The sequence below is a fragment of the Paenibacillus sp. FSL K6-1330 genome (assembly GCF_037976825.1).
GTDB lineage: Bacteria > Bacillota > Bacilli > Paenibacillales > Paenibacillaceae > Paenibacillus_AQ.
Window position 1 is genome coordinate 4,089,919 of sequence record NZ_CP150269.1, and the last position, 12,654, is coordinate 4,102,572.

Consider the following 12,654-nt stretch of genomic DNA (forward strand, 5'->3'; position numbering starts at 1 on the left):
CCCCCATGTTACTCTGTCCGACTGATCTGTTTACGTCTTAATCCGGCTGTGCTGAATCGGTTGAACAACCAGATGAAGATCAGCAATCCAAAGATGAGACCTGTCACTTCCAGATAAGGGAACGAAAACTTAACCCCCATCCACGCCAAACGCATCAGCATCTCCGAACCGAGCCTTCCGACCACAATACCGCTAATCAGCCCAATGATACCAATCAGACAACCCTCTACGATAAAAACCTGTTTCAACGACTTTTGACTTACCCCCATCTGCCATAACATGACCATATGGGGAGCCCGCTCCTGTACAGATCGAATCTGAATCACATACATGCCGAGTAAGGCCATAAGCATCATGAATGACATAATGTAAGAAAACAGCGTGAATTCAGCTTTAACAATCGTCGTAATGATTGCCTGGTCCTCACCAGGCGTTCTGACCGTAACACCAGCTGTTTTTGTAAAATGGTATTTCAGTGTCTTTATGGAATCTACCGCCGTCACACCTGTATCAGTCAACTGCAAAAGCGCATAGCCTTTGGGATCCCCAGGGTGCTTATAAGCGCCGTTTGTGCTATATTTATTGTAGAGTTCGTCAGCCACTAAAAATACGTTGCCATTGAAGCGGTTATCTTTACCAATGGCGAACGTTCCCGCTATCGTGACCACTTCCTCTCCAATCAGGTTCTCCTCTTTGCCCCCACCTTTCAGTAAACGAAGCGGAATCTGATCGCCTACTTGGTACGTGCCTTCCAATGAATCATCCACCAGAACGACAGACGCCTGATCGCTCATGGCCTGAAATACTTCTGCATCGCTCTGAAATTGCGGCGCACGGGAGGTGAGCGGTAATTGGTAACCTTCCCCTAGCCACTTTCCCCACACAACTTGCGAATATGCCCATTTGTTACCATTCGTAGGGGGTGTTAGTTCTGTAAGATCAAGTGCATTGTCAGGAGATGAAACCAATAGTCTGTACGTATCCATGTAGGCAGCACCATGCACGATTTCTTGTACTTCATTCATATTGTCTGTCAGCTTATCTTTTTCCCGCTCATCGGCATAAGACATATAAGCGTCGGTAGCCATAAAAGAATCTCTCTTGTTTGCAGCGGCATAATCTTCAACATTGGAAGCGAAACTGATCATCACAATCAAACAGCAGGATAATACCGTGAACAATAAAACGATGCCAAATGAACGATTAAACCGCATATGCGGGTACTGCGTGCCTAACGTAACAGCCAAACGATCCAACCACCGATGCGGCAAAACGGAGGATGCCCGTTTCATCCAAGGTACAATGAGAAACATAAGATAGGCAGTCGTTATAATTCCAATAAGCCAACTTATAATCGAACCGAATACTTTTGCATCAAGCCTATCGCCATCTGAAAGCCCCTCTGTGGCGACATAATTAAAATAAATGAATGCCACTGTGACAAGGAGACAACCTAAGATTTTGAGCAGACGCTTCTGTGCCGGATTCACACGATTGTCCTCCTTGCCCATAAGGTGCAGAATGGATGTGCGCTTAATGAAACGCCCGACAAAACAAGCGAGGAGTAAGAAAACGATAAACATGGCCAACGCAATCCAGCATGTTGCCACCACATCCACGTGGGGTTGGATTGGATAGGCGTAAGCGGCATACCGTTCCAGTAATTGTTCGATATAAAATACATTAACAGACAGCAATCCGAAACCGAGTACATTCCCGAGAACAACTCCCGAGATGGTAATGACCGCACACAGTAACGTACACTCACTCACATAGATGACAAAGCAGTTGCGGTTACTGAGTCCAAGCGATCGGAGCACGCCAAGATAATATTTGCGCCTTTCTTTCAGAATATTAAACAACTGCGCCAACAGCAGAATTCCAGCGAACAAAGAAACAGCGACAAAAAACAAAAATGGAGGCGTGAAAATACTCTGCACCATCGACATATGAGATAGCGCTTCTTTTTTGATTGCTCTCTCCGTGAGATCCGTAAAAAAGGAAGTGCCTGGTAATGATGAATACATCATGTCCGTCGCCAGTAAAATACTTTGTGCGCTTGCTTCTGGAACGCCGAATAGCTGATGCGCAAGCCTATCCGAAAGAATAACTGTCCCTTGTGCGCGCATTGTTCCGCGAAAACCTGTTAATCCGCGTTCCTCTGCTACATCACGGATCGTTACAGGCACTTCTTGCCCGGCAAACGAGATCACCATTGTTTCACCGGCACTAAGTCCCAACCGCCGTGCCAGCGGAACGGATACAATCGCTTCTTCTGCTGTCAGGAGATCCGTAGACCACAGCGGTTGCTTCGGTTCTAATTCCCGAGCCTTTTGAAAATCAAACCCTAATGCAACGATGCTATCTTCCCTGGCTTTCTCATTATTCCCGCTGTGCACGGAAACTACCTGAGACACGTAGGGGAGACTGGTAATATTCCTGGTTTGAAGCTTCGTTTGAACATTCTTAATCTGAGCCTCGGTCAAATCAAGTCCGACACGCGAATAAATCTCTGTACCAATGACACCAAAGTGTTTTTCTTCCCATTGTGATTTGCTGTGTGTAATAGAAGAAATGACAAAATAACAAGAAAAAATCAGAACGACACCGATAGACCCTATGCATACGGTGAGTAGCGTTTGCCGTATCTGGGCCAAAAAATTTCTGGCTCCCATTTTCCAAAATATGCCCATAACATCACCAACTTTCCCTTACGGGCGCTTATAATCTTCGTCCCCTTAATACAGACACAAATAGTAAATCTAAAGATGCTCTTATGTATTCCGTAGGACTACTTGATACCTTTTCGTGAACCGATCTTTCCCTGCATAAATAGACGCTCGAATTAGTCCAACCCCTTCACTTTTTTAAATTATTTATTTTTTTCGTAATTGCCTAAAAAACGGAGTTAACAATTAATTGTATTCTATTTGAAGTACGACTGTATGGAGTTCAACTTGAGGGTTAAACCGAGGCTCATCTAACAAGTTCATTCGTGTTCCAGCACATCCTGCTTTCGGGTCAGTTGCGCCATAGACAACTCTTAGTGTTCAAGCTAGAATGATCGCCCCTCCACACATGGAAGCAAGGTTCTAATGTGACATACAATGTACAGTCAAGAAATCTCCATGCTTGAATATGAGAAGCCTCAAACCAGCCGTTGACCGGCTTTTCCACAAAATCGAGGGGGTGGATTTCTTTTTGTGCGAGTGATCCACTTGTAGATTGCTCTTTTTTCCGTTACGCACTGGATACCAGGCTTCTCATCTTATCAGCCTGATTTTCCTGGATCTGCCCCAGCGCCAGCCCGCATCGCATCTTCATCTTGACCATGCCACGAATGGTGTACAGTTTAAATCCAAACGATACATCCTACCGGCTGTTCACGTGTTCCACCGCTGTACTCTTGTTGTATTCCTTTTCCCCACTTGTAGCTGGCGCGATCAATCGGCGTAACGATGTGCCGGTCTTCCGAAAGCGGAATGCAAATGCCCTGCGCTACCGGGCATGTTGCGGCATCGGCTCAGGTGATCCCCATTATTTGGCAGACACAGCTTCTTGAGGGTGTCACGCTCCTTCTCGAAACCGGCATTACACATCTCCCGCTGTTTCCCCGTAGACATCGTGCCTTTGTAGTCTTAGACGACGTTCTCTCTGCCGCTCAGAAGCCGCATCGGCTCCCTGTCCCGCCACCTAGTGAGAAAGACGTGGTTCCTTTGTGAGAATGAATATAATCATAGCTCTGATACTGCATTTAAGTGGAATGAATTTGAAGAAGTTGGAAAAGCAGCAAATCATCTTGAGGAATTTTTTGATTTCATAATGTCGAATACAATAGAGTTCCCATGATAAAAATAGGTAAGGCACACAACCTTAGTTCGGTACTCAACCGGACTAAGGTTGTGTGCCTTCAACCCAGAAATATCAATAGTCTAGTAGACGGCCATTATCGTTCCATTGACCGTACATTTTATTCTCTCTCGTGTTGTTTATGAACTTGTCTAATCTGCTCTTAAATAATTCTGGCTGATTCTTATTGCTTTGTATCGTGTCGATCCGAACTCTTTTATAAAGACCTGGAAATGCCATGAAATTCTCATATACTTGCTTTTCCTCTTTTAGTCTTTGCTCAATAACTCCATCGAGTCTGAAAGAATCGTGATCCATCTCAGGAAGAACCATTCTGCCTTCGTCTCTCATGAACCCCAGCTTTTCAAGTCGGCGGACGCGTTCTTTATTTAATTCAGTCCATGAACTTTTCTTACTTCTAGGTGATAGTCTCTGAGCCAGCTCTCTTTCAGAAATTTTCTTCTTGACGCTATCAATCCATCCAAAGCATAATGCTTCCTCAACGACGTCTAAATATAACAATTTATCAGGGGTTGGCGTCATACTAACCAAGACCCAGCAAGACTCCTCAGTCTTGCCATGGTTCTGCAGCCAAATCCTTAAATCCTCTCTTGATGTTACTGGAATTACATGTTCGATTTCCATAGCTAATCCCCATCCTCCTCCTTTCTAATGAGAATATCAAAACATGGCCCTTTCATTGGAAGGCCATGTTTTGAATGAGTTACTGTTTGTTTGAACTAACTTTATCAAGGAAGCGATCTGCGTCACTATTAAATTTCCAGGCAACTCCGAACTGATCAACCAGCATTCCAAAACACGAAGACCAAGGAGTATTAGATAACGGCATCACAACATGGCCACCAACAGATAATTGATTAAAGTATTCTTGCAAAGTTTGTTTATCGTCCATGACTAGACTAATAAGTACGTTGTTTCCTTTAACCAGCTCACCTGTCACCGCCTTCATGGAAGGCAAAATATCCGACATCATAATTTTCCCGCCTGCAAACTCTACCGAAGACTCCATGATCATATCGAGTTCATTTTCTGGCAACGGATAGTTTGGATCCTGAGGAAAATCCCTAAATTTCACTTTTTTTACCTCGTTCGCATTTAGAGCCTCCGAATAAAATTCAATTGCTCTTTCTGCGATTCCATCAAAGTTTAAATATGCAATTGCTGACATAAAGTTGTACCTCCTTCTTTTGATAAATGAAGTATAATTTATTAGTGGTGACAGACGCATGTCACCATTTAAAAATTTGCACCAAAAGAGGGGCAGCTATGGAGAAGGTTGAGAGATTAATATCTATCATCATGATATTGCTGAAAAAAGATATCGTTTCAACAAAAGAATTCGCACAATTATTTAACGTTTCCAAAAGAACGATTCTTCGCGATATGGAAACACTGAGCTTATCCAACATTCCCATCTATTCTGTTCATGGAGTTCATGGCGGATACGGTATTATGGATGAATACAAGGTGGATAAGCGTCTCTTAAGCAGCTCCGACTTAGAAAATATATTGACTGCGCTCGGCGGATTGGAACAAATTCTAATTAGCGAGGAAGTTGAAATCACGATTAAAAAAATGGAAGCCATGGTTCACCCCATGTCACTGAAAAGTTCAGTCCGACTTTCATTTTATGATTGGGAGGGTCGGTCCGAGATTCTTCAAACCTTGAAGACATGCCAGGAATCGATAATAGGGAGAAAGTTACTTTCATTCGATTATATAGATAAAAATGGCATGATAACGAATCGAATTGTTGAGCCGTATCAGCTTCATTTTAGCGAAACGAGTTGGTATTTAAAGGGATTCTGTTTACATCGTCAGAGCTATAGAACATTTAAATTATCCAGGATCGATAATCTCATTATGGATGAAGAAACCTTTATCCCTAGAGATTATGTATTTGAACAAAATGAAGCCGGTTATCAACCTCAACTTGTTGCTATCAAGGCGTTGATTGCGCCCAGTGTAAAAGATCAATTCATTGAAAGATACGGTCGCAAGAGCATTGAAAACTTTAACTCTGAATATTTCTTAGCCACTATCCATATTCCTCAGAACAGTATTGGATTTCAATTTTTAGCAAGTTTCGGGACGAATCTAGAAATCGTAGAGCCCCAATCCTATGTTCAAGAATTCCGTAATTATTTGCTCAAAATGGTAAATAAATATTCCTGAAGGCTTTAAAAACGCCATGGATCTGCACAAACCCGATGTGGATATTCTGGTAGGGACGGATGTATCCCCCGTTTCTGTTCCAATCTTGGTGATCCAACAACGACGATCTCGGATTCCTTGGCAATCAAATCCGTGTGGTTCAATGGTGCGCTTCAGTTAGGTTAATATGGTCAAGGCGAATGATGAGTGAACCAACGACCCTTTTAAAGCTTATCGTCCCCTCAATGTGTGAGGACTGTAGTTCCGCTATTTCTTTTTTTTTGCCCATTAGCGAATGTATGAGGACATGAGATCCGCTATTGTAGGTTATCGCAGGCTAAATTTGTGGTTATGGGTAGATTAACGGAACATATGTCCGGATTGACTCCCAAATGGACCGATTTTCGGTAAATAGCGGATCGTGTGTCCGCATGGGCCCCAAAATCATTCGCTAAAGTAGCTAATATAGCTAACTATAATAGCTAAAGAGTTTTATTCTCCTCCTCTATAGCAATAACTTCCCTTGCTGCTTCTATGAAAGATAATATGATGGGTGAAAGCCACTTATCTTTATGCCATAACATCTGTGTATACACGTGCAAGTCCGGAATTTGCCATGGAAGAGCAACAAGTTCGCCCCGTTCAACTTCGGCTTTCGTTACGATTTCAGGAAGAAAGGCAATACCGATTCCCGAAATTGCACATTGTTTAATGGCTTCGGCACTTTGAAACTCTAAATAAGTAATCGTATCAATGCCCTCTTTCTCAAATTGCCGGTCAAACATGGTTCGATAGGGACACCCCTTTTCATTCGTAAGAAATACTTGTCCATGAAAGTCTTCCAGTTGCAGTACCGTTGGTTTCACAAGTGGATGGTCAGGAGCAGCGAATAAGCGGAAAGTTTCTTCCACCATCGGCTCCACTTCAAGTCCGCTCGAGCGAATGGGTTCGTCCAACATAAATACGACATCCGCGGCTCCCTCAAAGAGCGCTTGCTTGAGTTCTTGATTGGGAACGGAGCGGAAGATGAGGCGCACTCCAGGATAGCGTGAACGAAATAGTTGAAAGACAGCTGGAAGCCGATAGGCGCAAATAACCTCATTGGCACTGATCGTTAGAGTGCCGATAAGATTTTCATTATCATGAACGACGCTGCGGGCTTCATCCAATTTGTCTAAAACACTTTGGATCTGAATTAAAAAGCGTTTACCTGCAGTTGTGAGAACGAGCTGCTTGCCCAAGCGGTCAAAGAGACGAACACCAAGCTCATCCTCCAAGGCTTTCATTTGCATCGTGACGTTGGAGGGGACGTAGTTCAGCACTTCCGCAGCCCGAGAGAAATTTAATGTTGATGCAACCGTGCGGAACGTATTCAATTGGCGCAATTCCATCATATGATCCCCATTCTTACTTTCAATAATATTGAATACAACTTTGAATTTCATTCACTTTTATTGAGAGTACCACGGATCTATACTTAGTACAAGAAATACACGCTACATGTGTGGTTTCATTTTGAAGGGAGAGAAAAAACGATGGATTATGAGATTTTTGATTTGGGTGACGTAACCTTGCAATCAGGTGTGACGTTACCGAGCGCTTTTCTTGCTTATAAAACTTATGGAAGATTAAATGAAAAGAAAGATAATGTCATCGTCTATCCAACTGCTTTTGGCGATCAGCATGTTCAGAATGAATGGTTGATTGGAAACGGCATGGCCCTAGATCCGCGAGAATATTTCATTATCGTTCCAAATCTATTGGGCAACGGGTTATCCTCGTCTCCCAGTAACACGCCTCCCCCATTTGACCGAGCTCATTTTCCGGGGGTAACCATCTATGACAACGTTAAATTCCAGCATCGGCTGGTGACCGAAAAATTCGGTATTGAAAAGATCGCTCTCGTCGTTGGATGGTCAATGGGAGGCATTCAAGCATTCCAATGGGGGGCAAGTTATCCCGACATGGTGGAACGAATTGCACCTTTCGCCGGAGTTGCAAAGACCTGGCCCCAGACGTATGTGGTCCTGGAAGGAATGAGAGCTCCGCTCATGGCTGCAGTCCGCTTCGATTCAAGTGAACTAAATCAGTTGACTTCTGCAGACATGCGCGCGGTTGGTCGTGTCTATGCCGGATGGGGCGTATCACACGCGTTTTACAGAGAAGAACTTTATCGTGAGCTGGGATTTGACTCATTGGCAGATTTTATGGTGGGCGTCTGGGAAGATAGTTTCATGAAGATGGATCCGCACAATGTCTTAGCCATGTTATGGACAGGACAAAATGCAGATATCAGCGCAAACTCTTCCTACAACGGAGATTTCGATAAGGCGCTCAAGAGCATTAAAGCACTTGCCTGCGTCATGCCAGGGAGCACGGATCTCTTCTGCTCTGCGGATGATAACGAATACGAGGCTAAGCTTATGCCTAATGCTGTTTTCAATCCGATCAAGTCGATCTGGGGACATTTTGCCGGTCGCGGAATCAACAGTGCCGATAACAAATTTATTGATGATAACCTAAAACGCTTGTTGACGCTTCGTACAGACGGATAGATCATAACTGAGGTCACCAGAACTTACTGGTTGACCTCCTTTTTGTGAAATCCTCATAAATGCAGAGTGTCTTGGATACACGTTAAATGACGCCTTTCTGTATTTAGTTCATCCACGCTTCATGAATGCACTGGATGATCAGACAGCTACTGATTTTACGATATTTGCAATCGGTTAGAGTCATTGAGTATTGTTGAGAAAACATCGTTTTGTGTTTCTTCACATTATTGTAGATAAGCAAAGCAAAAAAGGCCAACCTATGGGCGGCCTTTCATTACTTGTAGATCGTTAATTATCTGCTGATAGGTTGACCTGCAAAAGCTTGAACATGTAACGGGGCTGTCAAGTAGTTTGGAGCTTTAGCTACAAACGCCTGAAAATGGATGGTCGCATTGTGAGCCACCCCCTTAAATTCCTTTGATTTTTGTCAGATCCCCGCTGCATAGAGTTTCAAGATTATCAAATATCTTACGAACAGGCCAATCCCACCATTTAATGAGAAGGAGATAATCGATGAGTTCATCGTCAAATCTTTGCTTAATGACTTTGCAAGGATTCCCGCCTGCAATATGGTAAGGGGGAACATCCTTTACAACAACAGAATTTGCTGCAATAATTGCTCCATCTCCAATATGTACACCGGGCATTACGGTCACATTTTGACCGATCCATACATCGTTTCCAATTACAGTATCACCTTTAAGGGGTAAGTCGGCCAGGGTCGGAGTCGCTTTCTCCCAACCATGGCCCATAATGTTAAATGGATAGGTAGTAACGCTGTACATTCTATGGTTTGCACCATTCATTACAAATTCAATACCCTTTGCTATTGCGCAAAATTTTCCGATAATCAGCTTATCTCCAATAAATTCATAGTGATGTGTGACACGCTCTTCAAACTTTTCAGCCCCGTTGATATCGTCATAATATGTGTAGTCACCGACAACAATATTTGAGCGAGTTATAACGTTTTTAATATAACATATACTTTTAATTTCCTCATTTGGGTAGATTGCATTAGGATCAGGTCCATAGTGCATATAAAAATCCCTCCTTCGTGTTTTATAAATAACGAGAATATCGCGTTGTACTTGATTATTCAATTATTTTATTATACCTCTTTCTATATCAAAATATCTCGATGAGGGCCGATATCAAAGACAAACTTTATACGCCAAAATCCATTTATATTGCCGAATGGTTCATTGAACAAGTCATCATGTTTGATGGGTTATTCTATAATCATCGTAATGACCACGATGATAAGTAACCATAAATAAATTCTGAAAAACAAAGTATCTGGAATTTTCTGAGCCCACCTTCTCCCGATTGGTACTCCTATCAGCCCCCCAAGCGAAAATCCAATCAATGCAGGTATATAAATAAATCCAATGGTCGAATCTGGCATGCCAGCTACCCGTAATCCTGAAGCAAGATAAGTGGATGCACCGACAATAGCGACAGGCAGACCTAGTGGTGTAGCTAGAGCGACCGCATGCAGCATCCGCATCCCATATTTTCTAAGGTATGGGATCGTCATAACGCTACCGCCAATCCCTAGCAACGTAGAAATAATGCCAATGAACGATCCAATAACGAAACGGGACATGCGTCCTGGCAGAGGAGAGATCGGGAATTCATCGTTACTATTCGCTGTTTTCTTGTACAAATTAGATATAATGACATAACAAAGTAGCATAATAAATGCACATTTCAGCAATCCACCATCGATATAGCGGGCCAACAGCCCGCCGATTAGAGCGCCTGATGCGATAAAACCGGCTAATTGTCTAAATACCATCCAATTGATATTACCTTGCTTCGAATGATTATAGGTGGAATTCGTTGAATTTATAATCATGACAGCCAGTGATGTCCCCACAGCTGTATGCATAACATATTCCGCAGGAACAACGTGAGGAAGGAAAACATATAGAATTGGGACGACAACGAAGCCGCCACCTAGGCCGAAAAGGCTGGATAATACGCCGATAAACACCCCGATGAAAGTAAACACAATCAATGCCATGATACTATTTCCTCCTTTAATTCAGCCCGCACTCATCGCTGAATGACCCGCTCTCGCCTAGGTCCGACGGACATAATCGTAATCGGTACCCTATCTCCGACTCGATTCGTTCAACAAAATCCCTTGCAGCTTACAGTTATGACTCCTATTTGGATTTGCTTATAAAATAAATGGTAATGGAATAGGGCATATTATAATAATTGATATTTGTTATACTCGATATAAATAAAGGTAATGGTTATGCAAGCAAAATCTGGAGTAGTATCGTATCTTTTATGAGATTGCGAGACTTGAGTCAGCTGAACCAGCAAAAAGCAGCCGATCACATTAATCGGCTGCTCTCCTTTATTTTTGCAAAGTTCATCACTAATTCTCTTTTTAGAGTCCGCTTTGCTAATCAACTGTAGTCTTCAATTCATGATATTTTTCCTTCTTTAAATTCTGAATACTGACTTTCCTTTCAGTTGGATCTTATCTCCATAATCAATTATCACTTCTATTTCTGACGGCGACCAAAGAACCCGTTGAATTATATTGTAAACCCAGCAACCTCAAAACAAAAAATTCGAATATGGTTATCCCCGCTAAAAAATCAGAACAATAACTAAAGGAATAAACATTATTTTTATTTATTCTTACCACTCCTTACCGCCGGGTAGTTGGATGTTAGTCCAACTGCTTACATCGCGTTGGCCATATTCATTATCACCCACAGCAATCACCGTGCCGTCCGATTTAAGGCCGATGGTATGAGCGCAGCCCGCCGCAACTGCTACAATATCGCACCAGTCACTTACATTGCATTGACCATACTCATTCCAGCCCACAGCTGCCACCGTACCGTCCGATTTAAGCCCGATGGTATGATGACTACCCACCGCTATCGCGACAATACCGCGCCACCCGGTCACATCGCATTGACCTACCTTATTTTGACCCACAGCAACCGCCGTGCCATCCGATTTAAGCCCAACGGTATGAAGATAACCCGCCGCAACCGCCACGATGCCGCGCCAGTCGCTTACATTGCATTGGCGATACCTATTATTACCCACAGCCATCACCGTACCGTCCAATTTAAGACCGATGGTATGCCAGTCACCCACCGCGACCGCAACCATATCACACCAGCCACTTACATTGCATTGGCCTTCATTATTTCGACCCACAGCCACCACTGTGCCATCCGATTTAAGACCGACGGTACGACGCCAACCCGCCGCAACCGCCACCATATCACGCCAGCTGCTTACATCGCATTGGTCATACTTATTCCAACCCACAGCCGCCACTGTGCCGTCCGATTTAAGCCCGACGGTATGAGCATTACCCGTGTTCGTCGCCATATGAACATTACCAGCCGCAACCGCAACCATATCGCGCCAGCCACTTACATCACATTGGCCATATTTATTATCACCCACAGCCGTCACCGTGCCATCCGATTTAAGTCCAACCGTATGACGACGACCTGCTGCTATGGTATCTTTGGGAATTGCCCATATCTTGCTGAAAAGATTCCCCTTTTCCATAAGGTTCTCCCCCTTGTTTTTTCTTTCCAACTTAAATCATACAACATTCACGCAAGTGCTAAGGCAAAGCCTGCACACCTTTGATTTTTCGTAATCTCAAAACTAGAAAGCTTAGCTAGCGCATAGAGTTAAAAAAACTGCGCGACAGACGTTCCGACATCTCATTCCTATCAAAAAAACGACCGGGGTTCGACCGGTCGTTTTCCATTAAATGATATTGCAGTATAATAATACCGAATTATTTCCCGAAACAAATAGAACGGTAACCAAAGGTGGATTATCTAATATACCGGAAACCTCCTGAAATGCTTTGTATCCAATTCGCGGGTCACTTCCTTGAACTAAATAGATATTCCAGATTGGCGAAACTTGCATTTTCAGACGCTAAAATCGGAATAGCATTTTGTCCGCCGATATAAATTGTTTTTGCTCCATTTTGAAGTTAGGCCATGGTTTTCCTTCTTATGATTCGGTGTTTTATTTCACTGGTGTATAAAGACCGACTATACTCTCA

General features: G+C 43.2%; 9 protein-coding genes and 1 pseudogene. 2 read left to right on the forward strand and 8 right to left on the reverse strand.

Annotated features, from left to right (window positions below; all coding sequences use genetic code 11):
• Window positions 1-8: 8 nt before the first annotated feature.
• The 4 genes and pseudogenes from NYE54_RS18340 to NYE54_RS18355 form a co-directional block, all read right to left on the reverse strand.
• Window positions 9-2,657 (reverse strand): FtsX-like permease family protein, encoded by a 2,649-nt coding sequence (locus NYE54_RS18340; RefSeq protein ID WP_339265150.1) that lies wholly within the window; start codon window positions 2,655-2,657, stop codon window positions 9-11.
• Between the two features lie 258 nt (window positions 2,658-2,915).
• Window positions 2,916-3,147, reverse strand: a pseudogene (locus NYE54_RS18345) (nucleoside deaminase); the annotation flags it as partial.
• A gap of 777 nt (window positions 3,148-3,924) precedes the next feature.
• On the reverse strand, window positions 3,925-4,494 hold the full coding sequence (locus NYE54_RS18350) for a YdeI/OmpD-associated family protein (protein WP_339265152.1): 570 nt from the start codon (window positions 4,492-4,494) through the stop codon (window positions 3,925-3,927).
• A 79-nt stretch (window positions 4,495-4,573) separates the two neighbouring features.
• Window positions 4,574-5,038 (reverse strand): VOC family protein, encoded by a 465-nt coding sequence (locus NYE54_RS18355; protein WP_339265153.1) that lies wholly within the window; start codon window positions 5,036-5,038, stop codon window positions 4,574-4,576.
• 98 nt (window positions 5,039-5,136) lie between these two features.
• On the opposite strand from NYE54_RS18355, the gene NYE54_RS18360 reads away from it, so the two are divergent.
• Window positions 5,137-6,045, forward strand: a complete 909-nt coding sequence (locus NYE54_RS18360; protein ID WP_339265155.1) for a YafY family protein — start codon at window positions 5,137-5,139, stop codon at window positions 6,043-6,045.
• Between the two features lie 461 nt (window positions 6,046-6,506).
• Here the strand turns inward: NYE54_RS18360 and NYE54_RS18365 are convergent, their stop codons facing one another.
• On the reverse strand, window positions 6,507-7,415 hold the full coding sequence (locus NYE54_RS18365; RefSeq protein ID WP_339273555.1) for a LysR family transcriptional regulator: 909 nt from the start codon (window positions 7,413-7,415) through the stop codon (window positions 6,507-6,509).
• A gap of 144 nt (window positions 7,416-7,559) precedes the next feature.
• Between NYE54_RS18365 and NYE54_RS18370 the strand changes: the two genes are divergently transcribed.
• Complete coding sequence (locus NYE54_RS18370) at window positions 7,560-8,579, forward strand: alpha/beta fold hydrolase (protein ID WP_339265156.1); 1,020 nt, start codon at window positions 7,560-7,562, stop codon at window positions 8,577-8,579.
• Between the two features lie 407 nt (window positions 8,580-8,986).
• On the opposite strand, the gene NYE54_RS18375 is transcribed toward NYE54_RS18370, so the two are convergent.
• From NYE54_RS18375 to NYE54_RS18385, 3 genes are all read right to left on the reverse strand, one after another.
• A complete protein-coding gene (locus tag NYE54_RS18375; protein WP_339265158.1) occupies window positions 8,987-9,619 on the reverse strand; it encodes a Vat family streptogramin A O-acetyltransferase in 633 nt (210 codons plus the stop codon).
• A gap of 191 nt (window positions 9,620-9,810) precedes the next feature.
• Window positions 9,811-10,608 (reverse strand): sulfite exporter TauE/SafE family protein, encoded by a 798-nt coding sequence (locus NYE54_RS18380; RefSeq protein ID WP_339265160.1) that lies wholly within the window; start codon window positions 10,606-10,608, stop codon window positions 9,811-9,813.
• Between the two features lie 635 nt (window positions 10,609-11,243).
• Entirely contained in the window at window positions 11,244-12,140 is an 897-nt protein-coding gene (locus NYE54_RS18385) for a chromosome condensation regulator (protein ID WP_339265162.1), read from the reverse strand.
• Between the last annotated feature and the right edge of the window lie 514 nt (window positions 12,141-12,654).

Coding starts and splice junctions, on each gene's coding strand:
- NYE54_RS18350 (WP_339265152.1), bottom strand. CDS start 4,494: ATGGAAATCGAACATGTAATTCCAGTAACATCAAGAGAGGATTTAAGG.
- NYE54_RS18355 (WP_339265153.1), bottom strand. CDS start 5,038: ATGTCAGCAATTGCATATTTAAACTTTGATGGAATCGCAGAAAGAGCA.
- NYE54_RS18360 (WP_339265155.1), top strand. CDS start 5,137: ATGGAGAAGGTTGAGAGATTAATATCTATCATCATGATATTGCTGAAA.
- NYE54_RS18365 (WP_339273555.1), bottom strand. CDS start 7,415: ATGGAATTGCGCCAATTGAATACGTTCCGCACGGTTGCATCAACATTA.
- NYE54_RS18370 (WP_339265156.1), top strand. CDS start 7,560: ATGGATTATGAGATTTTTGATTTGGGTGACGTAACCTTGCAATCAGGT.
- NYE54_RS18375 (WP_339265158.1), bottom strand. CDS start 9,619: ATGCACTATGGACCTGATCCTAATGCAATCTACCCAAATGAGGAAATT.
- NYE54_RS18380 (WP_339265160.1), bottom strand. CDS start 10,608: ATGGCATTGATTGTGTTTACTTTCATCGGGGTGTTTATCGGCGTATTA.
- NYE54_RS18385 (WP_339265162.1), bottom strand. CDS start 12,140: ATGGAAAAGGGGAATCTTTTCAGCAAGATATGGGCAATTCCCAAAGAT.